The sequence below is a fragment of the Yersinia rochesterensis genome (genome assembly GCF_003600645.1).
Lineage (GTDB): Bacteria > Pseudomonadota > Gammaproteobacteria > Enterobacterales > Enterobacteriaceae > Yersinia > Yersinia rochesterensis.
In genome coordinates this window covers 2,621,209-2,646,230 of record NZ_CP032482.1, presented here as the reverse complement: position 1 = coordinate 2,646,230, position 25,022 = coordinate 2,621,209, and the positions used below count along the sequence as shown (strand labels likewise).

The window sequence follows — 25,022 nt, the reverse complement described above, 5'->3', positions numbered from 1 at the left end:
AACTATAAGTTTTTCAAACTCTCTGTTGTTCGTCACATCATCCGCAGCAGAAAAAGGCTTAATAACATTTTGGCTAAACCTCATTTTAAACCCTTTTTTTAACGTACTTTTTAACTTATTGATTTTATATAAAAACCCCCAAGATTTTAAAAAATCATTTTTTATTACTACGGTCTAATGCGCTTTTATTATCAGTAAGTTATCTGTATTGTTCTACTGTTCACTGCCGCACAGGCAGCTTAGAAATAAAATTTCGTCAATTTTCTCTTGCCGCAGCGGTTCACTGCCGCACAGGCAGCTTAGAAATACACCAGTCAACCGCAAGCACCATCTAGCGAGTTCACTGCCGCACAGGCAGCTTAGAAACACTCAAGCCACACTTTAGCCAAATGGTCATTGTTCACTGCCGCACAGGCAGCTTAGAAAAAAACCCGTTCCAGCGTGAAATGGCTGGCGGTGTTCACTGCCGCACAGGCAGCTTAGAAACTGATGGACGCGACTGATACGTTTGAAACCCAGTTCACTGCCGCACAGGCAGCTTAGAAAAGCGGGGAATGCCTGTTAGCGGCGCACCCCACGTTCACTGCCGCACAGGCAGCTTAGAAAGAAAGAACCAAGCCCGGAAGACAAGCTCGCACGTTCACTGCCGCACAGGCAGCTTAGAAAGACACTGGCCCATCATTCCAGAGCATGAAGAGGTTCACTGCCGCACAGGCAGCTTAGAAAAGATAAGGCCGCTCCAGGAACGCAGACTCATCGTTCACTGCCGCACAGGCAGCTTAGAAACCGATGGATTGGGAGCTGGTGCGCGTGGTGATGTTCACTGCCGCACAGGCAGCTTAGAAAGGTTACCCTCTTTCTCGTCAAGAAACTGACTGGTTCACTGCCGCACAGGCAGCTTAGAAATACTTTAACACCAGGGAAATCAGCGCCATATTGTTCACTGCCGTACAGGCAGCTTAGAAAAATACGGTCACGGCCCTTCTTAGTGGTAACGTGTTCACTGCCGTACAGGCAGCTTAGAAAACTCAGGCGCTTAACGAGATAAAGGCGCAGGGGTTCACTGCCGCACAGGCAGCTTAGAAACATTACAGCAATCTACTGAGGAATAGTTATGTGTTCACTGCCGCACAGGCAGCTTAGAAATAAACAATCCCAAGGCCCACAGTAATCTAATCGTTCACTGCCGCACAGGCAGCTTAGAAAACGTCATATGGCCGCTGCTTTTGCACGGCTATGTTCACTGCCGCACCGGCAGCTTAGAAAGGCATATGTCCAGCGGCGAAGCTGGTCACACGGTTCACTGCCGCACAGGCAGCTTTAGAAATCTATCCGACTTCTTATTTCTCCTTTCTCGCTTCATACCTCCAAAGAGGTATATGTTTGATTTTATGCAAAAATTGTTTGGTGCTGAGTTTTTTTTGAGCTGGTTCATAAAATCAAATACCCACACAAAGAATATTTGATCTAAAACAAGCATTGTTACTACAACAAATCATTTACTGAAAATCCTCCTTACTATCTCCATAACCCGCACTGGGTAAATCTGTCATGGGTATCACTGAGTGAGTGTCTTACATTCCGGTGCGGATTTAAAAATAAAAAAATGACTGTCTGGTGCAAGCACCGGCGGCGTCCGGTATGGAAAAACACACTGGAGTATCTATTGTGAGCAAATTTATAAGACAAATGTCGGTAGGGATATTGGCGCTATTGGTCATCGGAGGGGTGTTTTCTGTGTCGGCAGCACCTACGCCGCCGATTGAGGCCCGCAACGATAAGTTCGCGCAGCAGCATGCGGATCAGTTCACCTCTTGGTTGAAAACCAAAGAAAGTGGGCCGCGAGAAGATGCATTGGCCGAAGATCCTAATTTGGTGATTCTGTGGGCGGGTTATCCTTTCGCCAAAGATTATAACAAACCGCGCGGGCATGCTTATGCCGTCACTGATGTGCGGGAAACATTGCGCACAGCGGCCCCCAAAACCGCGGAAGATGGCCCACTACCCATGGCGTGTTGGAGCTGCAAAAGCCCGGATGTCGCCCGTTTAATTAATGAACAGGGGGAGGAGGGCTATTTCAACGGCACATGGGCCAGAGGCGGCCCGGAAGTGGTCAATCAGTTGGGATGCGCCGATTGCCATGACACCGCCTCGGCCGATTTTGCGGCGGGTAAACCTGCATTGGTGCTATCTCGCCCCTATATTGACCGCGCGCTGCAATCTATCAACAAACCTTTCGAGCATGCCAGCCGCCTGGATCAACAGTCTATGGTGTGCAGTCAGTGCCATGTGGAATATCACTTCGCCGGTAAAGATAAAGCCGTGAAACTCCCTTGGGATCAAGGGACTGATGTAGATTCGATGGAGAAATATTACGATGAAATTGCTTTCTCTGATTGGGTTCACCCTCTGTCAAAAGCCCCTCTGCTGAAAGCGCAACATCCTGAATACGAAACCTGGCGTGCAGGTATTCACGGTAAAAATAATGTCAGTTGCATTGATTGCCATATGCCGAAAATCCAAAATGCGGCGGGTAAAGTGTATACCGATCATCAAATTCGTAATCCCTTTGATAGTTTCGAAACCACCTGTGTTAACTGCCATACCCAAGATAAAAAAACCTTGCAAGATATTGTCGCCGAACGCAAAGCCAGCATTCAGGAGTTGAAACTGAATGTTGAGAAACAGCTGGTTCATGCGCATTACGAGGCCAAAGCGGCTTGGGATGCAGGGGCGACGGAGCAAGAAATGCAGCCGATTTTGCAGGATATTCGCCATGCGCAGTGGCGCTGGGATTACGCCATTGCCTCCCACGGCATTCATATGCATGCACCGGATGTGGGGCTGCGGGTTCTCGGCGGCGCGTTGAATAAAGCCGCAGACGCCCGTACCAAATTAGCGCGCTTACTGGCCACCAAGGGGATTAGCCACGAAATTCCACTGCCGGATATCTCCACCAAACTCAATGCGCAAAAAGCGCTGGGGATGGACATGGATAAGCTGAACAGTCAGAAGCAGGAGTTTCTGCAACAAGTGGTGCCAGCCTGGGATGCCGAAGCCAAAAAAGCGGGCCGTTTGAGCCAGTAAAAGGCGTTCCGGTGGGGTAAAACACCTGCCGGAGCTATTCCAGAGACAAACTGGCTCCCACTTGGAGCCATAGCAAAGGTGGAATAACTATGCGCGTTTTACGTTCATTCTGTTCAGCAGTGTTGCTGGCAGTGTTGGCTCTGCCCACATTCGCCACAACATCGGCCGAACCGCCGAAAGCTGCCGACTCGCGCCATGTGGTGGAGCCGCAGCGCAACCCGGATGCAGCTTGTGTCCAATGCCATAAAGAACAAAAAGATGAGTTACACGGTAAACATGCCGGAGCCATCAATCCGAATACTCAACTGGCGGTAACTTGTACTAATTGTCATGGAAAAGCATCAATACTGCACCGAAATGGCGTCAAAGATGTGATGCGTTTTAATAGTGATATGTTGAATGCCGATAAGGCGATGTTCAGTGTGTCACAACAAAACAGTGTTTGTATGAGTTGTCATCAGCCGGAAAAATTACGCGAAGCATTCTGGCCACATGATGTGCATATGCTGAAACTTTCTTGTGTCAGTTGTCATCAGTTGCACCCCAAAACAGATCCAATGCATGGGCTGGATGATAAAGGGCGGGTCAAAATCTGTGTGGATTGCCATCGCCGTCAGCAGGAGTTGCTACCTAAGGACGCGCCATGAAGACCAATCGTCGTCACTTTATCGTCAGTATGGGGGCGCTGATTTTTATGACCAGCTCATCTGGGCGGTCATTGGCGCTGAGCGGCACGATTGATGGTGTTCGTTACGGTATGTTGCATGACGAAACCCGCTGCATTGGCTGCACCGCCTGTATGGATGCTTGTCGTGAAGTTAATCAGGTGCCCGCCGGTGTTTCGCGCTTAAGCATCATCCGCAGTCAGCCTATTGGCGAGTTCCCGGCGGTGAAATATCAGTTTTACCGCCACTCTTGCCAGCATTGTGATAAAGCGCCGTGTGTCGATGTTTGCCCCACCGGGGCTTCTTATCGCGATAAGGCGACCGGAATTATTGACGTCGATCCTGACCTTTGCGTCGGGTGCCAGTATTGCATCGCGGCCTGTCCGTATCGGGTTCGCTTTATTCATCCGGTGACGAAAACCGCCGACAAATGCGATTTTTGCCGCAAAACTAATCTCAAGCAGGGCAAACAACCGGCTTGTGTCTTGTCGTGCCCAACTAAAGCACTGGTTTTTGGCAATTTGGATGATGCCAACAGTGAGTTGGTGAAGCTGTTGCATCAGCGCACGGTCTATCGCGCCAAGTTACATCTGGGAACACAACCGAAACTTTATCGTGTTCCTTTCCAGTATGGGGAGATAACCGGATGAGTCCTGCACTGAATACGCCCTTTCATTTTGAGTCATTAGTCTGGGACTGGCCGATTGCTATCTATCTGTTTTTAATCGGGGTTTCGGCCGGTATGGTGGTGGTGAGCTTGCTGGTTAAGTGGCGCGTCTTGGGGGAGGATGCCGCGCAAAGTGGCTTACTAAAATCCACCGCAATTATCGCGCCACTGGCAGTTATCGCGGGTTTGCTTATTTTGATCCTGCACCTTACCCGCCCCTGGACTTTCTGGAAGCTGATGTTTTTCTACAGCAGCAGCTCGGTGATGTCATTGGGCGTCATGTTATTTCAGATCTATATGTTGGTGTTATTGGTTTGGCTGGCGGTGATATTCCGTCGGGGAATAACGGCATTTTTACAGCCTTATCCTAAATTGAGCTGGATTAGCGCGCTACTGAATAAACTGGCTCCAATTGAACGCAAACTTGAGCCGTTGATGATGTTTCTGGCGGTCGCATTAGGGGCTTATACCGGTTTTCTGTTATCCGCGTTGAAGAGTTACCCACTGTTGAATAACCCAGTATTGCCGGTGTTATTCCTGTTTTCAGGTGTTTCTTCCGGTATCGCCGCCATGGTGCTGTGCTCGGTGGCTTTTTTCAAAGAGCCGCTCCATAGCCCGGCATTGGCTTTTGTTCATCGATTGGAAAAACCGGTGGTTTGGCTGGAGCTTTTTCTGCTGTTGGCTTTTTTTACCGGACTATGGTTTGGCGGCGGACAGAAAGAAGTGGCGGTGACAGCCGCCCTCGGCGGCGGTTTCTGGGCGCTGATGTTCTGGTTCTGGGTGGTTGGCTGCGGCATGGTGCTGCCATTGGCTCTAAACCGCTATTGCAGCCATAACCTGCGCCACCGGGTCTCATTCCTGCTCACGGTTTCCGGTTTCAGCTTGTTCGGCGTATTCGTTTTGCGTTTTTTCATTCTTTATGCCGGTCAGATGACCCTGGTGTGATAGGGAATAGTGTGATGGAAAAATGGTCTGATGGATAAGGTAGAGTAATGGATAAAATTCTATGACAGGAGAGTTTGGGCTGCTTTCACTGCTGGCGGCGGCGTCACTGGCGCTATTGCTCGGTTGTGTGCCCTTTATAGCTTTGTATGGGCGGCGAATGCCATTGCTTGTCTGGCTGCCGTCGCTCAGCTATGGCGTGACTTTATTGATCACATTGGCGCTATTGGCTCTGGGGTGGTGCTTTGTCACCAATGATTTTTCTGTATTGTATGTTGCCCAGCACGCCAATAGTCAGCTCCCACTGTTTTATAAAATTGCGGCAATCTGGGGGGGGCACGAAGGTTCCATGTTATTTCTGCTGTTTGCACTGAGCTTGTGGAGCAGCGCGCTGACACTCTTTCGCCACCATTTTCCGTTGCGATTCTTTGCCCGCGCCTTGGGCGTGATGGGCTGGCTGCTGGTTGCTTTCAGCGCTTTTATCCTCTTCTTCTCCAACCCCTTTGTGCGATTATTCCCCACCTTAGCGGAGGGGCGCGATTTGAACCCGATGCTGCAAGATCTCGCGCTGATATTTCACCCTCCGCTGCTGTATCTGGGTTATAGCGGTTTTGCTATCAGTTTTGCTTTTGCGGTCGCGACATTGCTTGAGGGCAAAAGTAGCCAAAATATAGCGCGTTACAGCCGTCCATGGGTGCTGGCGGCTTGGGGGTTATTGAGCATCGGGATTTTACTGGGCGCTTGGTGGGCATACAGTGAATTGGGCTGGGGAGGCTGGTGGTTCTGGGACCCGGTAGAAAATGCGTCATTATTACCCTGGCTTACCAGCACGGCACTATTGCATGTTTTGGCTATCAATGAGCGGCGCGGTTTGTATCATCAATGGGGCATTTTGCTGTCATTGGTGACATTTCAGCTCTGCTTGTTAGGGACTTTTATCGTCCGCTCCGGCGTGTTGACCTCAGTTCATGCTTTTGCTGTTGATACCGCCCGTGGCGAGGTTTTACTGGCGCTATTTGGCATGGTGACATTGATTTCTTTGATGTTATTTGCACTGCGGGTGCGGGGTAATCACCGCGCGGCTGATTTCGCGTTATTTTCTTTGGAAACCTTGCTGCTGGCGGCGCTAGTGTTACTCAGTATCGCGGCGGTTACGGTGTTGATTGGTACTTTATATCCTTTAATTTTCAGCGCATTAGGTTTGGGGTCACTCTCTGTTGGTGCGCCTTATTTTAACCAAACACTGACGCCTTTTGTGTTGCTGTTGTTATTGCTGATGGGGGCCGCGCCATTTGCTGATTGGCAGCAAAGCCGCAAAACCCCGCGCTGGCGTCTGGTGGCTCCTGCATTGTTGGCTATCTTCGGGGCGCTATTCAGTGCGGGCTGGTTTCAATTTCTATGGCAACCACAATCACAATGGCAGCCAGCCATGATGCCGGGCGTCACACTGGCTCTTTGGGCATTATTTGCCCCGCTGTTTGCCGCCAAGATCCGCTGGCGCTCATGGTTGATTCATGGCGGGGTGGCCATCAGCTTGCTGGGCATGCTGTTTGCTTCCTATCACTCGACGGAGCTGGGCAGCCGCATGTCACCTAGTCGCGAAGCAACATTGGCGGGCTACCAACTGACTTATCAGCAAACCGAATTACTGGTCGGCCCGAATTACACCAGCGAACGGGCGCACATCAGGGTGAGTCAGCATGGGCGGCCTATCACCACATTGTTACCTGAACGGCGGCATTATACCGCGCGTGAAATGTTGATGATTGAGCCGGCGATAGCCAGTGGCCCCTTGGCCGATTTTTATGCCGTGTTAGGGGATAATCTGTCTGCCGGGGAGTATAGCGTGCGCTTATATCATAAACCGATGGTTAGCTGGATTTGGGGCGGCGCATTGATAATGGTGTTTGGTGGCGTGCTGACACTGTGGCGTAGAGCCAAACCTGCCAGTGATATTGTGGAGGACAAATGAAACAGCGGTGGCCTTGGTTGCTGGTTCCAGTGCTGGCCTTTTTCTTAGGATTGGTGCTCTACAGCGGCCTAAATCGTGACCCGCATCATATTGAGTTAGCAGAGAAAAACCTGCCAATCCCCGAGTTTTCATTATCTGAATTACAGCAACCAGAACAAAAAATAACGCGGAGCCAACTGCTGGGGAAAGTGACTGTGATTAATGTATGGGCCAGTTGGTGCGCCAGTTGCAAACAAGAGCTGGCGGTATTAGACCAGATTGCTAGCAGCTTAAATAAAGTACAGTTTTACGGGTTGAATTACCGCGACGAGCGCCAGGCGGCATTGAATACACTCCACCGCTACAGCAATCCTTATCAAAAGAATCTTTATGACCCACAAGGGATTTTAGCGCTGGCGATGGGAGTCTATGGCACCCCCGAAACCTGGCTGATTGATGCTGATGGTATTATTCGCCAGCGCTATGCGGGTGAAATGACATTAGAGATATGGCAACAGCAGTTTATGCCATTATTGGCGCAATGGGCTGAGGCGGAAACACCATGAAAACCCTTTTGCTGCTGTTATCACTGGTTTTCTCGCCGTGGGTGTTGGCCGATTTGGTGGATACTTACCACTTTAGTTCGCAACAAAATCAACAACAAGCGCTGGCACTGGCAAAAGAGTTACGTTGCCCACAATGTCAGAATCAAAACTTATTGGAATCAACATCACCCATCGCGCAGGACTTGCGCTTAGAAGTCTACCGGTTGGTGGAAGCGGGGCACAGCTCTCCAGAAATTATGGCCCTGATGACTCAGCGCTATGGTGATTTTGTTCTTTATAGGCCGCCGGTGCGCAGTGCAACATTGATACTGTGGTTTGGGCCGGGAGTGCTGCTGGCCGGTGTGTTAGGCGGATTAGTGTTACGCATTCGAAACCGAGCGGCCTCAAGTTCAAGAGAGGGGCGCTGATGATATTGGCAATCGGAATGGCGATATTATTGCTCATGATTTTAAGCGGCATATGGTGGCCTTGGTTGCGGCAATATGGTCGTCTGAGTTGGCGCTGGCCGTTGGGATTGAGCTTGTTGCTCCCGATACTTATTCTGTTGGGATATCAGCAATTAGGCCACTATGCCGCGGTGCAGCAGGAAGTTTTACGCCAGAAAGAAGCTACGCGATTGAACAATATGTTGGATAAGCAAAGCAGTGACCCCACATTATTTCTATTACAGCAGCGTATCCGACAGTCACCTGATAACAGTGAACTCTGGTTTAGTTTGGCTCAATATTATTTGTATCAGAATGAATTTGAGGACGCGCTGGTGGCATTGCAGCAGACAGAACGTTTGCAGGGGGCGAGTGCTTCAATAGATGCTGCCCGAGCGACTCTGTTTTATTATCAGTCAGGGCAAAAAATGACTGAGGATGTGACCTATTGGCTACAGCAAGCACTGGCAAAAGATCCGTTGCAATACACCGCACTGATGTTGCAAGCCAATGATGACTTTATTCATGCCAAGTATGCACAAGCTATAGTTATCTGGCAGCAATTACTCGAAAGCCCCCATCCTGACGTCGATCGCGCGATGATTATCCGAGCCATTACTTTAGCTCGAGCGCTACAGTAGAGTCGTCATCCAATAAAACGCGGTTGTAGGCCAAATAATAGACAAAAAAAACCCTTACCAATCTCATTTGGTAAGGGATGCCAATTCGGCCAACACCAGGGAAACATTATAACCGGTTACTTATCATGCGATTAATTTAGGTTATTGAAATGACTTAAGTCAAGTTTATCAAAATTACATTAATATGTTTAATGTTTATATGTTTTTGAAGAATATTTTTTTACACTCTTAGCGGCATTAATACACTTGAAAGTAGGTTGCAGCTTAAATGCGTGATAGGCGACAAGATAAATTGCGTATTGTGACGATAAAATCGTCCGGGCAGGGCTGTCACATAGCAAAGCGACTTTGGGGGCTGGAATCAGTAAAAAGATCAAACGCAAAGAGCTTTGATAGTTTTAATACAAACAGTTTTGAGGGTTTTGACATCCAGATGCGCTATAGGTGTGAAGCAATAATTTTATTGGCATCTTTTTAGGAGAAAAGTGACATTAGACAGGATTTTTAAACCAGAAATGGTTATAACGAAACAATGTTTCATTTCTTGTTTGAAAGGATGTTGACGTGGACCGGAGTCCTCCGCTTTTTACCAATAAAAAATTTGTTTTTCTTGTCGCGACATTTTGTTGCCTTCTTTGGGGCAGTGCCTATCCGGCGATAAAGAATGGCTATGCGCTGTTTCATATTGCACCAGATGATATTCCGAGCAAGATGGTATTTGCGGGTTATCGTTTTTTATTGGCCGGAGTGGTGTTGCTATTTTTTGCTGTGGCCAGCGGCAAGGCGATTGGCCGCCTCAAAAAGAGCCAATATAAACAAATTGCTCTATTGGGGCTAACACAGACAACGTTACAGTATGTGTTTTTCTATATTGGTCTGGCCTATACCACGGGTGTCAAAGGCTCTATCATGAATGCGACAGGTACATTTTTCAGTGTGCTATTAGCGCATTATATTTATAAAAATGACCGCCTGACGTTCAATAAAATCATTGGATGCGCTTTAGGCTTTGCCGGTGTCATGGTGGTGAATTTTGGTTCCGATTTAATGGACTTTAATTTTTCCTTGATGGGCGAGGGTTGTGTGGTGTTGGCGGCTTTTATTCTATCCGCCGCCAGTATTTATGGTAAACGGATCTCACAAACCATGGACACCACCGTGATGACGGGGTATCAGTTGGCGATCGGCGGGTTAGTATTAACGCTGGGCGGCTATCTCTTTGGTGGCTATTTAAGTGATTTTGATTGGCAGGCATTATTGTTGCTGGGCTATTTGGTGCTGTTGTCGTCGGCCGCCTTTGCACTGTGGAGCTTGTTGCTGAAATATAATCGAGTCGGCATGGTGGCGCCATTCAATTTCCTTATCCCGGTTTCTGGTGCGGTTTTATCCGCCATTTTCCTGAACGAAAGTATTTTAGAATGGAAGAATGCCATCGCCCTAATATTGGTCTGTGTGGGGATTGTTTTGGTTAATAAAATTAAATCAGTGTAGAAGAAAAACTGGAAAGTGTGACCAAAAAGTAATCCTATAATGTATTCGCTGTAATAGATGATTACAGCGAATACAAAGTACGACTCTTGCCGTCTTGACTGAATGGCTATGTCATTGACTCTGCTTTTTAGTGATCAATATTTGGCATTGCTGAATGATAGATAAGAAGGGTATCAAGCTTTGCTCAAAAGCGTGCGATATGAGTGCAATATTTTCAGACTCATGTTGCAAAATAGCAGCATAGCTATCGCACTGATTCATTAGATCCTCAAACTGGAGCAAACTTAACATTCTTTTAATGCTATAGACTATCTCGAGTCTGGCTTCTTTATCTTCAGGATGCGTATTTTGTAACTGTTGGATATTTTCATTCACTGCATCTGACAGAACATTGACTATAGCTAATAACGTGTCTTGGTTACCATAAGCATTTTTCTCTAATAGTGTGAGTAATTTGTAGGTCTGTTGCGATGACTTAATATTGTCTAGTATCTCTTGTAGTTGTTCAATTGATAATGGTTTGGCGATGAGTTCGGTGGCCCCAAGTGCCAAGCTCTTCTCTTCGATTTCTTTTTCAATACGGTCAGTATAAATATAACAAGGTGGTGGATATTGGGTAGATTCTACCAGCGTTTTGAGTACATCGTAGCCTGTTATATTTTTCATGGTTAAGTCACTAATAACGGCATCAAGTGATCCTTTCTCCACTAGCTGTTTTAATTCAAGCAGGTCATTAGTCTCGCTAACATTAACCCCATATTCTAGAAGTTGGGCTTTAAGTAAGATTTTACTGATGGAATTGTCGTCAATAATAGCGATGTGAAGCATGCTATAATTGCTGTCGACAGCATTTTTTTTCGCGGTTGCAAATGTAATATCTGTTTTTTTACTGTGTATAGCATCGAACCAACCACCAATTAACATGACTTGTTGCTTATCACTGTTTTGAGTTGGTGATATCCATTGCCTAATGTAGAAGTCGATATCTGAAATTTTATACGTTTGACCCGAATTTATCTCTCTGTTAGTTGTGTATGCGGTCTCGTGTAATTCCATTATCTTTGACAAGCTGTTTGGTGCCAGAGATTGAATATCTTGCAATGAGCTAATACTGTCAGGGTCTTTGATTGAAAGGAAATCATAAAATGCTTTGTTGGCTAAAATAATATCGCCATTGACACTCACTTTATAAAGCGGGGACGGGGTTGCATCTATAATTTCTTTTAAGTTACTGTTATACAATTCTAAATTGGTCTTCCGTCGTTTTCTTAGGCGGCTATTTATATAAATGATCACACTAATTGCTGCTATAACAACTAATACTGATAAAGTCAGGTAAATAATAGTCGGAATTCTTGGCGCAATGGTGGAGGGAGGGGTTATTGACTTTGACCAATGATAGTCAATCATCTCTAAATTGTTATAAGGTAATGTAAGCATGACATTTTTGATAATATCATTGAGGATGGTATATTTACGATTAATTGTAAATGCTATGACCGCCGGTGGATTGGTTAATGGGTATTCTTTTAGTTTTTTTTCGTAAAAATATTTAATCCAATAAGATGATACAATTTTCGGTATAATAGCAATGTCTGCTTTATTATTAACGATGGCACTTAATAAATCTAATTCTGAACCTTCAATAGTGATTATTTCTGACTTGGGAAATTCAGCCGCAATTTCCTGAATGACTTTCTGGCCCTTCACCAGCACAATACGCTTACCATTGATATTTTTTGAGCTTTGGATATCGTTATCACTTGCCCTTGCAACCGCGACGAATCTTGAAATATAAAATGGTGGACTGAAAATGGTATTAGGTGTGTAATTTGATGTAACACTGCGATGAGCCCCCATATCGGCTTTTCCTAATGAGACATACTCAATCATTTCCCCTAATGATTCGACAAACACAGGTTTAAATTTAAGACCGGTACTGGCTGAGACAATATCCAAAAGTTGTGCCGATAATCCACTAAAATTACCTTCATCGTCCTGGTATCCTATTGGATAAGAGTATTTAGGCACCGCAACAATGATGGTTTTTTTCTCTGCCACCCATTCTTTTTGTTCGGGAGTTAATTGAATTCTTTGATAGTTACCTAATTGGGCATAATTAAGCCAATACATCTCATCGTCGTTAGGATATTTGGACGACTTCTCTGTCATGAAGGAATTAAGTGCATTAAATAATTTTCTATCAATAGAGGGCGTTAAGGCAAAAATAAATTTTGTATCATAATTATAAGTTAACGGCGCATATTGAATATTTGCTGCGTTTTCTTGCACGATACGGTTAGTGTTAAAAATACCTGCAATATAGATAGAATAAGGATCTGCCAGTAAAACCTTTAGAACTTCGGCCTCGGGCAGATCTTCTATTATTTGAGCATGAGGATAAATCTTTTTCAGGCTTTCAGCGGAAATCTGTTGTGAGAGTGAATAGACTGTTTTTATGTCTCTCTGGCGCTGGCTGTTTTGTAGTTTATAAAGGCGAGTTTGCCAAAAAACCGGTGAGTTAATGGCAATTTTACATTGTGTTATTTGAGTAAACCCAATAGCAATACTGATTTTTCCGCTTTCTAAATCATCACATAAATCATTTTTATTTTTATAATGAACATATTCAAATTGAAAATTATTTATTTCGCTGAATTGATTGAGATAGTCGACAGCTAACCCACTGGGCTGTGAAGTTCCTTCGCGAAACACAAGTGGCGACAGGTTATCAAGATAACCTACATTAACTAATGTTCTGATTATTTCTTGTGGGGCAGCGACAGTGCCATAGGTTAAAAATGTCAGAACAACGAAAATGATACCGGTTAAAAAATTTTTCATAATGACTGGCTCTTTATATAGCCTAAGTGTGAAATCGGGCTAAATTTAGGGTTTTAGTGCTTGAGTTTGTATTCTTGACCGTGGAGAAAACACTATTCTGACATTAGAATTACCAAGCGAATTTATAATGTTATCTGTCAGCTTATACTCACGACCTTAGAGCGAAGGCATAGAGAGAATAATTAACTACGTCGTGTGTCAATAAGAACTGTGGCTACTAATTCATTATAAACCACTGATTATAATTCACAATATATACCATTATTGATTAATTTATCAACAAATATATACAACAGGCCAACATTTCTTAATATATTGTATTTAATGGTTTTTTTTGAAATGAAATTGACTGAGACTAGAATTCACCACGGGCTAATATTTATATTGCCAATAAAATACAAGAAAACTCTTAAATAAATTAAGCGAACTCTAAGCCCGAGTTGAATATTAGATCAAGCGGTTGTGCTACTCAACTCAGGCTTTATCCGTGACTATCTTAACCCCGACCCGGCTCACTCGGTCAGATTCCATTTCGGCAATTGTCCACGTAAGACCATCCCATTCAATCTGATCACCAATAACCGGTTCACCACCAAAGAGATAGAGCACGAATTGGCCCAGTGTTTGTTGTTTATCAACACCCGGCTCCAGATTGAGACCATAAATCTGAGAAATATCATGAAGTTTTGCATCAGCATCAAGAATGAAATCGCCGAAGAAACGCTCATCCAACTGGATGCTGGGGGACTGGCTGAAGAGTTTCCCTAGTGCGGGTAAATCATGTTCTTGACCAATAACACACAAAATATCGCCCTCTTTCAGGCGAGTGCTACCGGTGGGATGTAAGAGATCCTTGCCACGGAACAGTGCGGCAATGCGCGTGCCCTCCGGCATTTTCAAATCACGCAGGGTAGCTCCGATACACCATTTATCACAGCTGAGCTGGTAAATGAATTGCTCCCACTGGTTATTCTTATCAATGTCTAAACCAATCCGTGCCACTGGCGCGAGGGCAGGAGGCACCACCAGTTTTGTTTTGCGCGCCGCGAATGACAAACTGGTGCCTTGCAGCAGCAGTGAAACCAGCACCACGAAAAAGGCGACATTAAAGAATAAATTTGCATTGGGTATACCCGCCATCATCGGGAATACTGCCAGAATAACTGGGACTGCACCGCGTAAACCGACCCACGAAATAAAGATACGCTCGCGCAGATTAAAACTGGGGAAGGGCAGTAGGCCGATGAACACTGACAGCGGTCGGGCGAACAAAATCATCCACAATGAGAGAATTAATGCCGGAATGGCGATCGGCAACAACTCACTTGGATTAAGCAGCAACCCTAATACCAAGAACATGCCAATTTGGCTGAGCCAGGCCAGCCCATCAAAGGTTTGCAAAATCCCAGAGCGGTTGCGGATGGGGCGATTGCCCAGTAGCAAGCCACAGAGATAGACCGCCAAAATACCGCTGCCATTTAGCGCGGTGGCGAGTGAAAAAACCAGAATCCCGCCGCATACCGCCAGTAATGGATATAAACCACTGGGTAATTCTATCCGGTTGATGAGTAATATCAGTAAGCCGCCGCCGCCCAAGCCGATGAGAATACCCAAGCCAAATTGTTGAATTAAGTGCACCAAAAACATCCAGCTTAGGCTAGTTTCACCGGCTGAAATCATGGAAATCAGAGTCACGGTCAAAAAGACGGCCATGGGGTCGTTACTGCCCGATTCTATCTCAAGAGTGGCGCTAACACGTTCGTTGAGACCTTTCCCACCTAACAGTGAGAAGACCGCCGCCGCATCGGTTGACCCTATAATTGCCCCAATTAATAAGCCTTGAATGATATCTAAATCAAATAGCCAGGCAGCGGCCATGCCGGTTAGGCCAGCAGTAATCAATACCCCGACTGTCGCCAGCGAGAGGGCCGGCCACAATGCGACGCGGAATGATGATGCTCGGGTGCGCATACCGCCATCTAATAGAATGACGGCCAACGCCAGATTGCTCACCAAATACGCGACAGGATAATTATCGAAAGCAATTCCACCGATGCCGTCGGTACCCGCCAACATGCCAATGGCCAAGAAAATGACCAAAATGGGGATGCCCAGGCGGGAAGAGAGTGAACTCAGTAAAATACTGGCTCCCACCAGCACAGCGCCAATCAAAAAAAGGCTGTTAATAGTGATGGCGTCCAATGTGGGAGGTCTCCTGATATGAAAAGAAATGGCGGGTGAGCAGAATTATTATACACAGATTTGGAGGAATCGATGGGAAGATATGACCTAATTCAATATGTTAAATTAAGGTATAGCCGCAGCATATAGGAAAGTATCTCCAGATCGCTCACCTTTAATCGCCCAGCGGGGAATCAAGGGTGAGCGTTGGATAATGAAATTAATCGCGTTTCAGTGTTGCTAACGATCTTTTTAGTGCTTCAGTCGTCACTGATTTTTCCTGTTCAGGAAGATTATCGACAGAAAATTGTGAAAGTTCATTGACCAATACGCTGCGGTCTTTGCCGGTGATCGCGCTATCTAAAGCACCGCTAAGGCGGCTAATCAGGGCCAATAAGGTGCTGAACCCGGTGACTGGCGTAGTATCAGATGTGGGATTATTCTCAATAGATTCTTGCTTACTCATCACAATTCCTCTTTTTGTTGTCACTGCAAGTGAAACAAACCCTGATAAGGAATCAACAGGATAATTGCTCTGAAAGCAGAGCGCACAGTGAGGCATTTGCCATCCCGCATCTACATGATGGTCTCACAGTGTAGCGGTTTTATGACCAAAACGGTATGCAGTTAGGTAGATCGCTTAGCAATAACTTTATTACTTTGCACAATACTTTGGTTGCGTCGTTTGCTGCTGCGACTTGCCAGAAAACAAGAATTTTAGCAAAGGAATACGGCGATGAACCTCATATAAAATAAATGAAATCAAACACACAAAGAGCATTCCGAGTAAAAAGCCCACGCCATTGTTGTCAATTTTGGGAGTGACAAAGGCACCATAAATCAAGGTCAATGGATGATGCACCAGATAAATGAAAAGAGAGGCATTAACCAGGTAGGTGATGCGTGTAGAAGGATAATTGAGCAACTGGTGCCCCAGAGAGTAGACCACGTTGGTCATCGTCACGCCCATTAACGCTTTAATCATAAGATCCAGCTCGAAGGCAAAAAACTCAGCAGTATTAAAGTGTTGGTTTAAATAGTAAGCACCAAATAACAGGAGTGAAGCAGCTAGTGCACCCGGCGAAAAGGTGAGAAAAACCTGCTTGAGTGGGGGATAGATAAAGCTGTAAGCGCCCAGAAGAAAGAAAGGCAGATAAAACACGGTTTCCATCACAACGAAATTGAAGACACTATTAAAGAGTATTTCAGGATTTAGGATAAATATTATTCTGCGAATGACTGAATAAATGAACACGAATAAAAACAATGATAGTGAGATTTTTCCTATGTTATTCATTCTCTTTATCAAGGTCGGAACTGAGTGCTGTTTATTCTTTATCTTCTGGAACAGATAAAAACAAAGTGTGGTCAATAAGGCGAGTGTTAACAAAAACCATAAGTGAGAAACAACTTCCCAAATAGCAATATTTATTTTTTGATAAATTGTAAATAAATTCCAATCTTGTAATTTACTGGTGTAATTTTTAAGTAAGAAAAACTGAGGCAAAGTAATGAGCGGGATAGCAGTAATTAACGGAATAACAACACGTTCCAGCCGGACTTGCAGCCAGCGGTGGCGCTCATAACGCTGATATAACATGAACGAAAAATAACCGGAAATAACAAAAAACACTTGCATGCGGAAAGCATGGATAAAGTCATTTAATAGGGTAAATTCCAATGAGGAATGGCTGCTATTCACTGCCCAATGATGGCTGGAGTATATAAGTGAAAGATGAAAAGGAATGCCGAGTAACATCAAATAGGCGCGGATGGCGTCTAAAAAGTACTCCCGTTGGTGAGTGTTTTTTTTCATACTTATTCGCTGTTTGTTATCGGAATTAGAATAACGTATCTGATTTTGCCCAGAATATTTTTTATGGTAATTACTCATTGGTAACTATATGCGTTATCAATGGATCAGTACGGCAAGAAACACTACTATAAGGGTTAATGATTTTCCATAGCGTATTTTAGTCTAGCTTGCTAGGCTGGTGGCTTAGCCACTGGTTTAAACACTGGGCTGGTGGTGTAAGTTTGGGCATAACATTAGCCGGGACTTATCAACGGCACCTGCTGGATAAACCGTCAATTATTTGGCTGTTATGATTTAGGGGGAGATGTGGGAGTTAATATTTTGTCGAACGTCAATAGAATGTCAAAAGGGTCACGCGCAAACAGCGTCAGATGGCTGGGGGTGGCTCTCTTGCTGTCATTATTCACTTCTCAGGCCATGGCTTTCTCATTAGATGATGTGGCTAAGCAGGCACAGGCTCTGGCGGGTAAACGTTTTGAAACGCCGAAAAGTAATCTGCCATCGCAATTTCGCGAAATGAAATTTGCCGATTATCAGCAAATTCAGTTTAACCATGATAAATCGTATTGGAACAAACTGGATACGCCATTTAAGTTAGAGTTTTATCATCAAGGTATGTATTTCGATACACCGGTGCAAATTAATGAAGTGACGGCCACCAGTGTGAAGCCTATCAATTATAACCCGGACTACTTTAACTTTGGCTCGGTCAAGCATGATCCCGAGTCAGTGAAGGATTTGGGTTTTGCCGGTTTCAAAGTGCTTTATCCTATTAACAAAGCGGATAAAAAAGACGAAATCATCAGCATGCTTGGTGCCAGCTATTTTCGTGTGATTGGTAAAGGCCAGGTTTATGGTCTTTCTGCGCGCGGGCTGGCGATTGATACTGCCTTGGCTTCTGGCGAGGAGTTCCCGCGTTTTCGTGAGTTCTGGATTGAGCGTCCCAAACCTAATGATAAGCACCTGGTTATTTTTGCTTTGCTAGATTCCCCTCGCGCCACCGGGGCTTATCGTTTTGTGGTTTATCCGGGCCGCGATACCACCATTGATGTGCAAGCTAAAGTTTTCCTGCGCGATAAAGTAGAGAAACTGGGGATTGCACCATTAACCAGTATGTTCTTGTTTGGCCCAAGTCAGCCATCTGCGGTGTTGAACTATCGCCCGGCCTTACATGATTCCAATGGTCTTTCTATTCATGCTGGTAATGGTGAATGGATCTGGCGGCCGCTGAACAATCCAAAGCATTTGTCAGTTAGCACTTATATTGTTGAAAATCCAAAAGGATTCGGTTTGCTGCAACGCGGCCGTGAATTCTCGCAGTATGAGGATTTAGACGATCGCTATGATTTGCGTCCGAGCGCCTGGGTTGAACCCCGTGGCGATTGGGGCAAAGGTAAAGTGGAGCTGGTGGAAATTCCAACTGCGGATGAAACTAACGATAACATCGTGGCTTTCTGGACACCGGATGTTTTACCGGATGCCAAGAATTCGCTCGATCTGAATTACCGCCTGCATTTCACCCGTGATGAAGACAAATTGCATTCACCGGATGTGGCTTATGTGAAACAAACTCTGCGCTCAACCGGGGATGTGAAACAGTCGAATCTGATCCGTGAGCCAGACGGCAGTGTGGCTTTCCTGGTTGATTTTGTCGGCCCGGTACTGAAATCACTGGATGAAAATGCGCCACTGGCTTCGCAGGTCAGTATTGATGACAACGGTGAATTGATCGAAAACAGTGTTCGCTACAATCCAGTGACCAAAGGCTGGCGTTTGACACTGCGGTTAAAAGTTAAGGATGCCAAGAAACCAATAGAAATGCGCGCTGCGCTGGTTAATGGCGACAAAACCCTGACGGAAACCTGGAGCTATCAGCTACCTGCCAATGAATAAGTTAAATCAATCTCCTGTACAGGATTATATTGCGGATTTGCCCCTGACTGCACAGCAGCAAGGGGCGTTGCGCGATGCTTTGCCTGAGGATGTGCTGCTCGGCAGCACACCTGATGCGATACCACAAGTACATCAGCAATTAGCTGCCAGTACATCAGAAAAGATGGTTTTCAGTGAGCAAGACAGTGCATTGGCTTCGGTCAATGCCCGCTTGCAAGCGGCATGGCCGGATGCTTTGGCCGATAAGAAATTACTGGCTGATAAAAAATTACTGGCGCAAGACGACGAGGGGCGCACGGTTATTCATGCTACGCCGCCCATCAAGCGCACCAGTATGGCACCGCAGGCTTGGCGCACCAATCCGGTCGGGCGTTTTTGGGATTCGCTACTGGGCCGCAGCCCGGTGTCACGCGCCCAAACACATGAACAGGCACTTGCCGAGAAAAAATGGCGCAGCGTGGGGTCTCTGCGCCGCTATATATTGCTGATACTGATTGTGTTGCAAACCACCATTGCGACCAGCTATATGAAGACCATTTTACCTTATCAGGGCTGGGCATTACTCGATCCATTCGAAATTTGGCAGCAGAACTGGCAGGTTTCAGTGATGCAATTGCTGCCTTATTTACTGCAAACCGGCATTCTCATTCTGTTCGCCATTCTGTTCTGTTGGGTCTCCGCCGGTTTCTGGACCGCGCTGATGGGGTTCTTGCAATTATTGATTGGTAAAGACAAATACAGCATTTCCTCCACCATCAAAGGGGATGAGGCGCTAAATCCAGCACATCGGACAGCGCTGATTATGCCCATTTGTAATGAGGACGTGGAGCGCGTATTTGCCGGTTTGCGGGCCACTTATGAGTCGGTGGCCGCAACCGGGCAACTGGATCACTTTGATATTTATGTGCTGAGTGACAGTTATGACCCCGATATCTGTGTGGCGGAGCAAAAAGCCTGGTTGGAATTGTGCCGCGATGTGGATGGGCACGGGCGTATTTTCTATCGCCGCCGTCGGCGTCGGGTGAAACGCAAAAGTGGCAATATTGATGACTTTTGCCGCCGTTGGGGCAGCCAGTATAGCTATATGGTGATATTGGATGCCGACAGCGTGATGAGCGGCGGCTGTTTGACGGGCTTGGTGCGGTTGATGGAAGCCAATCCGAATGCCGGGATAATTCAGTCCGCGCCGAAAGCCTCCGGTATGGATACGCTGTATGCCCGAATACAGCAATTTGCCACTCGCGTTTATGGCCCGTTGTTCACTGCCGGGTTACATTACTGGCAACTGGGCGAATCCCATTATTGGGGCCATAACGCCATCATCAGGGTGAAGCCGTTTATTGAGCATTGTGCTTTGGCACCTTTGCCGGGCGAAGGCTCATTCGCGGGCGCTATTTTGTCCCATGACTTTGTGGAAGCGGCATTAATGCGCCGTGCTGGATGGGGCGTGTGGATTGCGTATGATCTACCGGGCAGCTATGAAGAATTGCCCCCCAACTTACTTGATGAGTTAAAACGAGACCGTCGCTGGTGCCACGGTAACTTAATGAATTTTAGGTTATTTTTGGTTAAAGGTATGCATCCGGTTCACCGTGCAGTGTTCCTCACCGGTGTGATGTCTTATTTGTCGGCCCCGTTGTGGTTTATGTTCCTGGTGCTATGCACGGCTTTGCAGGCGGTGCATACCCTGATGGAACCGCAGTATTTCTTGCAACCGCGCCAGCTGTTCCCGGTATGGCCTCAGTGGCGGCCGGAATTGGCCATCGGTTTGTTCTCCACCACCTTGGTCTTGCTGTTCTTGCCTAAGCTACTCAGCATCATTTTGATCTGGGCTAAGGGGGCGAAAGAGTACGGCGGAGCACTCCGTCTGTTGCTGTCGATGCTGGCGGAAATGCTGTTCTCAGTCTTACTGGCACCGGTGCGGATGCTGTTCCACACCGTGTTTGTGGTCAGTGCTTTCCTCGGCTGGTCGGTGCAGTGGAATTCACCGCAGCGCGATGATGACGCCACGCCATGGAGTGAAGCTATGGTCCGCCACGGGCCACAACTGTTGCTAGGTGTGGTTTGGGCGAGTGGTGTGGCCTGGTTGGATCTGCGTTTCTTATGGTGGTTATCGCCCATCGTCTTTTCGCTGATCCTGTCGCCGGTGGTCTCTGTATTCTCCAGCCGCCGTACCTTGGGGCTGGCCAGTAAACGGGCGAAATTATTCCTGATCCCAGAGGAATATAATCCGCCACGGGAATTGGTTGCCACGGAAGAGTATCTGAAACTTAATCATCAGCGGGCGCTCAGTCATGGCTTCTTCCATGCGGTAATGAACCCGTCGTATAACGCGTTAGTCAGTGCTATGGCAACGGCCCGCCATCACACTCGCGCGATTATCGAGCAATATCGTCGTGAGCGGGTGGAGCAAGCTCTAGAGGCTGGGCCGGAGAAATTGGCTAAATTACAGCGCTTGGAACTGCTCAGTGACCCGGTCATGATTTCGCGTTTGCACCAGCAAGTCTGGCAGCAGCCGGAACAGTACCAAATCTGGAACGGTTATTATCGCCAACTGGCGCATAATATGAAGGCGTTTCCCGCCGCGAAATAGCGGTGAAGTAAAATAAAAAACGGGCATATAAATTGCCCGTTTTTTGTGTATATAAAAGCTTGCTATGAAGATTAAAAATCGATGGAACTCCATGTTTAAACTGACCCGCCGCTGGCTTCCGCGAACTCGCATTCTCATGCTCGGGGCCGTTATTCTGCTGTTATCGGGCTGCGGCAGTATTATCAGCCGCACCGTGCCGGGGCAGGGGCATGGACACCAATATTACCCCGGAGTGCAATGGGATATGCGCGAGGGGCCATGGAAATACATCACGGTGATTGATGTTCCTTTATCAATGATTGTTGATACTTTTATGCTGCCAATTGACGCCCAGCACGGCCCCTATGAGTAATGCTATGCTGTGGTCGTAAAAACTAACAATTGATAATGTTGTTGCTGGCAAGTGAACTCACAGATCGGCGTCATATTTAACCCTTTTACATGGGCCGCCAGTGAGTGTTGGTTATCATGGTTAACAAAAGCGGCACCGACATCAAAGTCTTTGCAGGTATGGGCTTTAACGGCGGTAACTAACTGACTTAGCACGCCTTTTCCCCGCCAACGGCTATCAATACACACCGGCCCATAAAGAAATACCCGCAATTCTTTCAATGGTTTACCTTGAAATTGGTGCTGACTTATCGCCTCCAGCATGGCATCGACCACCGGTGGGCGAGGTTGCTGATGTGTGCGAGCCAGGCAGACAAATGCCGCCACCTGAACATCATCAATAGCCACCAGAATCCCCAGATCTTGATTGATAGCATCCAGCTGTTTTTCGTCCATCTGCGACACAATAAAACCCTGTTTGCGCTGTTCCGTGCTTAAATTTGCTGGGGTATTTTGTGATTGTAACTGTAATATGGCGGGGTAATCAGCAGGTTGCGCAGGTCTTATTTTCATTTTTAGTCTCAGCATTCAAATGTGCTATCAAAGGAGAGCTAGATGTCATCCAAATCCATTGGTTTGCCTGCTACCGGTTTGACGAAAGAAGCGGCCATATTGCCACAAACTTCGGTAATGCGAGTGGCCAGAGCTACGGATAATCTCAAATTAATCAGCGAGATGTACTGTAACGGCTTAGGGTTCACTCTGTTGGGCAGTTTTGCGGATCATCAAGGATTTGACGGTGCCATTCTGGGTCACCCACATCATGCTTATCATATAGAGTTTACTCATCATCGTGGCACTCGGGTAGGTTTTGCGCCCACGCAGGATAACTTATTAGTTTTTTATCTGCCGGATGAAGCGCAATGGGCAGGGCAGTGCCAGCAAATGTTGTTTGCCGGTTTTCGCGCGGTGGCGTCTTATAACCCTTATTGGGATATCGGTGGTAAAACTTTCGAAGATACAGATGGTTATCGGGTGGTTTTACAGCAGCGTGTATGGGAACTGTAAGCTTATTTTGAACATAAAAAACCCGCCATTAAGGCGGGTTATCACTGTTAGGCAGTTTGCTGGCCCTGAGTGTTGTTCATCAGGCGACGAATTGGCACGATAAGCAATATTAATACCGCCGCACAGATAACCAGCGCAATTGAGCAGCGCGCAAACAAGGTTGGCAGCATATCAAGCTGGTCAGCTTTAACATGCCCACCAATCAAGCCCGCAGCCAGATTACCCAGTGAACTGGCGCAGAACCACAGCCCCATCACCTGACCCCGCATTCTGTCTGGAGCCAGTAAGGTCATGGTCGCCAGCCCGATAGGGCTAAGACACAATTCGCCCAAGGTCAGTAGCAAAATACTCATCACTAACCACCAGGGTGAAACGCCCGCGCCGCCACTGCTGAGGACATGCTGTGCGGCATACATCATCACGGCGAAACCAGCCGCCGCGCATAAAATACCAATCACGAATTTAGTGATGCTGCTCGGCTGAATCTTTTTCTTCGCCAGTGCTGGCCACGCCCAACTAAATACTGGCGCTAACAGGATGATAAACAGTGCATTTATTGACTGGAACCAGACGGTCGGGATCTCAAAACCCATCACCATACGGTCAGTATAATCATTGGCAAACAGGTTAAATGAGGTTGGTTTTTGTTCAAAAGCAGACCAGAAGAATGCCGCTGATACCAACAGAATAAAGCACACCAACAAACGGGCGCGATCTTTACGGCTCATTTTGGCAAAAGCGAACAGATAGACAAAATAGAGTGTCACGGAGGCGGCAATGACATACACCAGCAAGCTGGCAATCAGCACCGGATTAATCGGGATAACGCCCTGTGAAATAAGAGCAATAATGGCCACCACCACCAGCATAATGGCTGCAACCCATTTACCCACACCCTGGCGTTGATTGGTCGGTTTATTCCAACTTGAGTCCAGCCCCACTTCTGCGTCATAGCGCTTCATCGCCGGTATGGCAAAGCCACGGAAGATAAGCAACGCCACCAGCATACCGATCCCGCCAATACCAAAGCCCCAATGCCAGCCATGAGTTCGCAACAACCAGCCGGAAAGCAGCGGTGCAATAAACGACCCCATATTGATACCCATATAGAACAGTGAGAAACCACCGTCACGGCGGGCATCACCGGGCTTATAGAGGGTGCCGACCATCACCGAAATACAGGTTTTGAACAGGCCGGTACCGAGCACAATAAATGCTAAGCCGATAAAAAACAGGTCATTGCCGAAGAAAGCAGATAAAGCAATCGACAGATGGCCCAAGGCAATCAGAATCGAGCCATACCACACCGCGCGTTGTTGGCCCAGCCAGTTATCCGCCAGCCAACCGCCGGGCAGTGCCGCCAAATACATACTACCGGCAAAAATCCCGACGATAGCCGAAGCTTGCTCACGGGGTAGACCCATACCGCCATCAAAAACGGTGGCCGCCATAAACAGAATTAAGAGAGGGCGAATACCGTAGAATGAGAAACGCTCCCACATTTCGGAAAGAAATAGTCCACTGAGCGGATAAGGGTGCCCAAAAAATGTACGACCACCAGGGGTGTTAACAGAGGTTTGCATAAAGTCTTCCCATAGAATCGCTTTAAAATGAGCGAATAAACCCGTCATACTTCAAACTGCATGTGCGTTGGCTGCTTTCGCTCACCCCGGTCACTTACTTATGTAAGCTCCCAGGAATTTACTCAGTTGCCGCCTTCCTGCAATTCGAATTATTTAGGGTGTAATTATCATCGAGTGTCAGCTCTTTGGCGCTGTGACCAATTGTCGGAGTTAACACGCGTTACAGTAGAATTTAACGCAATAATAACGTCATTTTTTAATTTCCACTGGGGGTTATAT

19 protein-coding genes and 1 CRISPR repeat array are annotated in these 25,022 nt (G+C 46.7%); of the genes, 13 read left to right on the top strand and 6 right to left on the bottom strand.

Features of this window, described 5'->3' with window-relative positions:
• Positions 1-218: 218 nt before the first annotated feature.
• Positions 219-1,326: a CRISPR direct-repeat array (repeat unit 28 nt; unit sequence GTTCACTGCCGCACAGGCAGCTTAGAAA).
• Between the two features lie 363 nt (positions 1,327-1,689).
• The 9 genes from nrfA to DXZ79_RS12395 all read left to right on the top strand — a co-directional run bounded on the left by nrfA (position 1,690) and on the right by DXZ79_RS12395 (position 10,435).
• On the top strand, positions 1,690-3,087 hold the full coding sequence (gene nrfA, locus DXZ79_RS12435; RefSeq protein ID WP_042562383.1) for an ammonia-forming nitrite reductase cytochrome c552 subunit: 1,398 nt from the start codon (positions 1,690-1,692) through the stop codon (positions 3,085-3,087).
• Positions 3,088-3,176: 89 nt separating this feature from the next.
• On the top strand, positions 3,177-3,734 hold the full coding sequence (gene nrfB / locus DXZ79_RS12430) for a cytochrome c nitrite reductase pentaheme subunit (RefSeq protein ID WP_038632199.1): 558 nt from the start codon (positions 3,177-3,179) through the stop codon (positions 3,732-3,734).
• A gap of 29 nt (positions 3,735-3,763) precedes the next feature.
• Positions 3,764-4,402: a cytochrome c nitrite reductase Fe-S protein gene (nrfC, locus tag DXZ79_RS12425; RefSeq protein ID WP_425330483.1), complete on the top strand. Its 639-nt coding sequence runs from the start codon at positions 3,764-3,766 to the stop codon at positions 4,400-4,402.
• Entirely contained in the window at positions 4,399-5,364 is a 966-nt protein-coding gene (gene nrfD / locus DXZ79_RS12420; RefSeq protein WP_038632203.1) for a cytochrome c nitrite reductase subunit NrfD, read from the top strand. The genes nrfC and nrfD overlap by 4 nt, the downstream gene beginning before the upstream one ends.
• Positions 5,365-5,425: 61 nt before the next feature.
• The gene (locus DXZ79_RS12415) at positions 5,426-7,333 is read left to right on the top strand and encodes a heme lyase CcmF/NrfE family subunit (RefSeq protein ID WP_120011303.1); all 1,908 of its coding nucleotides are present in this window, start codon (positions 5,426-5,428) and stop codon (positions 7,331-7,333) included.
• Entirely contained in the window at positions 7,330-7,878 is a 549-nt protein-coding gene (locus DXZ79_RS12410) for a DsbE family thiol:disulfide interchange protein (RefSeq protein ID WP_038632205.1), read from the top strand. Before DXZ79_RS12415 ends, DXZ79_RS12410 begins: the two co-directional genes overlap by 4 nt.
• On the top strand, positions 7,875-8,285 hold the full coding sequence (nrfF, locus tag DXZ79_RS12405; RefSeq protein ID WP_038632207.1) for a heme lyase NrfEFG subunit NrfF: 411 nt from the start codon (positions 7,875-7,877) through the stop codon (positions 8,283-8,285). Before DXZ79_RS12410 ends, nrfF begins: the two co-directional genes overlap by 4 nt.
• Positions 8,285-8,944: a TPR domain-containing protein gene (locus DXZ79_RS12400; protein WP_038632209.1), complete on the top strand. Its 660-nt coding sequence runs from the start codon at positions 8,285-8,287 to the stop codon at positions 8,942-8,944. The genes nrfF and DXZ79_RS12400 overlap by 1 nt, the downstream gene beginning before the upstream one ends.
• A gap of 564 nt (positions 8,945-9,508) precedes the next feature.
• Positions 9,509-10,435, top strand: coding sequence for a DMT family transporter (locus DXZ79_RS12395; RefSeq protein WP_038632211.1), 927 nt, complete (start codon positions 9,509-9,511; stop codon positions 10,433-10,435).
• Between the two features lie 111 nt (positions 10,436-10,546).
• Here DXZ79_RS12395 and DXZ79_RS12390 read toward each other — a convergent pair whose 3' ends face one another.
• The 4 genes from DXZ79_RS12390 to mdoC form a co-directional block, all read right to left on the bottom strand.
• Positions 10,547-13,279 (bottom strand): transporter substrate-binding domain-containing protein, encoded by a 2,733-nt coding sequence (locus tag DXZ79_RS12390; RefSeq protein WP_038632213.1) that lies wholly within the window; start codon positions 13,277-13,279, stop codon positions 10,547-10,549.
• 474 nt (positions 13,280-13,753) lie between these two features.
• Complete coding sequence (locus tag DXZ79_RS12385; RefSeq protein WP_038632214.1) at positions 13,754-15,481, bottom strand: potassium/proton antiporter; 1,728 nt, start codon at positions 15,479-15,481, stop codon at positions 13,754-13,756.
• 199 nt (positions 15,482-15,680) lie between these two features.
• Positions 15,681-15,926: a hypothetical protein gene (locus DXZ79_RS12380; RefSeq protein ID WP_038632216.1), complete on the bottom strand. Its 246-nt coding sequence runs from the start codon at positions 15,924-15,926 to the stop codon at positions 15,681-15,683.
• A 189-nt stretch (positions 15,927-16,115) separates the two neighbouring features.
• The gene (gene mdoC / locus DXZ79_RS12375) at positions 16,116-17,276 is read right to left on the bottom strand and encodes a glucans biosynthesis protein MdoC (protein WP_038632218.1); all 1,161 of its coding nucleotides are present in this window, start codon (positions 17,274-17,276) and stop codon (positions 16,116-16,118) included.
• A gap of 339 nt (positions 17,277-17,615) precedes the next feature.
• Here mdoC and DXZ79_RS12370 point away from each other — a divergent pair, with 339 nt between their 5' ends.
• From DXZ79_RS12370 to DXZ79_RS12360, 3 genes are all read left to right on the top strand, one after another.
• The gene (locus DXZ79_RS12370; protein WP_120011302.1) at positions 17,616-19,169 is read left to right on the top strand and encodes a glucan biosynthesis protein G; all 1,554 of its coding nucleotides are present in this window, start codon (positions 17,616-17,618) and stop codon (positions 19,167-19,169) included.
• Positions 19,162-21,762 carry a glucans biosynthesis glucosyltransferase MdoH gene (mdoH, locus tag DXZ79_RS12365; protein WP_120011301.1) on the top strand — a complete coding sequence of 867 codons (2,601 nt, stop codon included), beginning with the start codon at positions 19,162-19,164 and terminating at the stop codon, positions 21,760-21,762. Before DXZ79_RS12370 ends, mdoH begins: the two co-directional genes overlap by 8 nt.
• A 136-nt stretch (positions 21,763-21,898) precedes the next feature.
• Positions 21,899-22,114 (top strand): YceK/YidQ family lipoprotein, encoded by a 216-nt coding sequence (locus tag DXZ79_RS12360; RefSeq protein WP_038639457.1) that lies wholly within the window; start codon positions 21,899-21,901, stop codon positions 22,112-22,114.
• Between the two features lie 2 nt (positions 22,115-22,116).
• Here the strand turns inward: DXZ79_RS12360 and DXZ79_RS12355 are convergent, their stop codons facing one another.
• Positions 22,117-22,665, bottom strand: coding sequence for a GNAT family N-acetyltransferase (locus tag DXZ79_RS12355; protein ID WP_120011300.1), 549 nt, complete (start codon positions 22,663-22,665; stop codon positions 22,117-22,119).
• A 42-nt stretch (positions 22,666-22,707) separates the two neighbouring features.
• On the opposite strand from DXZ79_RS12355, the gene DXZ79_RS12350 reads away from it, so the two are divergent.
• Positions 22,708-23,160: a VOC family protein gene (locus tag DXZ79_RS12350; RefSeq protein WP_080723389.1), complete on the top strand. Its 453-nt coding sequence runs from the start codon at positions 22,708-22,710 to the stop codon at positions 23,158-23,160.
• Between the two features lie 47 nt (positions 23,161-23,207).
• Here the strand turns inward: DXZ79_RS12350 and DXZ79_RS12345 are convergent, their stop codons facing one another.
• A complete protein-coding gene (locus DXZ79_RS12345; RefSeq protein WP_038639462.1) occupies positions 23,208-24,743 on the bottom strand; it encodes a peptide MFS transporter in 1,536 nt (511 codons plus the stop codon).
• Positions 24,744-25,022 lie beyond the last annotated feature (279 nt).

Bases quoted from the DNA above. Each gene is read 5' to 3' on its own strand.
- DXZ79_RS12410 (WP_038632205.1), top strand. From the start codon at position 7,330: ATGAAACAGCGGTGGCCTTGGTTGCTGGTTCCAGTGCTGGCCTTTTTC.
- DXZ79_RS12350 (WP_080723389.1), top strand. From the start codon at position 22,708: ATGTCATCCAAATCCATTGGTTTGCCTGCTACCGGTTTGACGAAAGAA.
- DXZ79_RS12380 (WP_038632216.1), bottom strand. From the start codon at position 15,926: ATGAGTAAGCAAGAATCTATTGAGAATAATCCCACATCTGATACTACG.
- nrfF (WP_038632207.1), top strand. From the start codon at position 7,875: ATGAAAACCCTTTTGCTGCTGTTATCACTGGTTTTCTCGCCGTGGGTG.
- mdoC (WP_038632218.1), bottom strand. From the start codon at position 17,276: ATGAAAAAAAACACTCACCAACGGGAGTACTTTTTAGACGCCATCCGC.
- DXZ79_RS12355 (WP_120011300.1), bottom strand. From the start codon at position 22,665: ATGAAAATAAGACCTGCGCAACCTGCTGATTACCCCGCCATATTACAG.
- DXZ79_RS12360 (WP_038639457.1), top strand. From the start codon at position 21,899: ATGCTCGGGGCCGTTATTCTGCTGTTATCGGGCTGCGGCAGTATTATC.
- DXZ79_RS12400 (WP_038632209.1), top strand. From the start codon at position 8,285: ATGATATTGGCAATCGGAATGGCGATATTATTGCTCATGATTTTAAGC.
- DXZ79_RS12370 (WP_120011302.1), top strand. From the start codon at position 17,616: ATGTCAAAAGGGTCACGCGCAAACAGCGTCAGATGGCTGGGGGTGGCT.
- mdoH (WP_120011301.1), top strand. From the start codon at position 19,162: ATGAATAAGTTAAATCAATCTCCTGTACAGGATTATATTGCGGATTTG.
- nrfD (WP_038632203.1), top strand. From the start codon at position 4,399: ATGAGTCCTGCACTGAATACGCCCTTTCATTTTGAGTCATTAGTCTGG.
- nrfB (WP_038632199.1), top strand. From the start codon at position 3,177: ATGCGCGTTTTACGTTCATTCTGTTCAGCAGTGTTGCTGGCAGTGTTG.
- nrfA (WP_042562383.1), top strand. From the start codon at position 1,690: ATGTCGGTAGGGATATTGGCGCTATTGGTCATCGGAGGGGTGTTTTCT.
- DXZ79_RS12415 (WP_120011303.1), top strand. From the start codon at position 5,426: ATGACAGGAGAGTTTGGGCTGCTTTCACTGCTGGCGGCGGCGTCACTG.
- DXZ79_RS12390 (WP_038632213.1), bottom strand. From the start codon at position 13,279: ATGAAAAATTTTTTAACCGGTATCATTTTCGTTGTTCTGACATTTTTA.
- DXZ79_RS12345 (WP_038639462.1), bottom strand. From the start codon at position 24,743: ATGCAAACCTCTGTTAACACCCCTGGTGGTCGTACATTTTTTGGGCAC.
- nrfC (WP_425330483.1), top strand. From the start codon at position 3,764: ATGGGGGCGCTGATTTTTATGACCAGCTCATCTGGGCGGTCATTGGCG.